The organism is Acidithiobacillus concretivorus (assembly GCF_018853445.1).
In the GTDB taxonomy this organism is placed as follows: Bacteria; Pseudomonadota; Gammaproteobacteria; order Acidithiobacillales; family Acidithiobacillaceae; genus Acidithiobacillus; species Acidithiobacillus concretivorus.
The window spans coordinates 1-445 of the sequence record NZ_JABELD010000042.1 but is presented as its reverse complement, the minus strand read 5'-3'; the positions used below and the strand labels follow the sequence as shown (position 1 = coordinate 445).

The 445-nt window shown below is 64.0% G+C and carries 1 protein-coding gene; it reads left to right on the top strand.

Going from position 1 to position 445, the window contains the following annotated elements:
- Positions 1-85: 85 nt before the first annotated feature.
- On the top strand, positions 86-445 hold a 360-nt coding region (locus HJG40_RS06145), incomplete at its 3' end, for a MobA/MobL family protein (protein WP_215863375.1).

The following is a 445-nucleotide window of genomic DNA, read 5'->3' as shown; positions in this document are numbered from 1 at the left end:
AAAAAGCAAGGGCGCACTTATGCAAACTCTGCGAGTTTGCGTGCGGTCAAGGCTCCGCCCCGACACCCCGTAGGAGGAGGCCAGAATGGCGATCTATCATCTCTCCGTCAAAGCCATCAGCCGATCTGCAGGCCGCAGCGGCACGGCTTCCTCCGCGTATCGTTCCGGCGAGAAGATCGAAGATGAACGGACGGGAGAAGTACACGACTACACCCGCCGAAGCGGGGTTGAGTCCGCCGATCTGGTGTTGCCGGAAGATGCCCCCGACTGGGCAGCGGACCGGGCGGCATTGTGGAATGCCGCCGAGCAGGCGGAGACCCGGAAGAACGCAACGGTTGCCCGCGAGTTCGAGATTGCCCTGCCCGAAGAACTGCCCCCTGCCGAGCGGCGGCGTCTGGCGCTGGATTTTGCGGGAGAGCTGGTCCAGCGGCATGGCTGTGCAGCG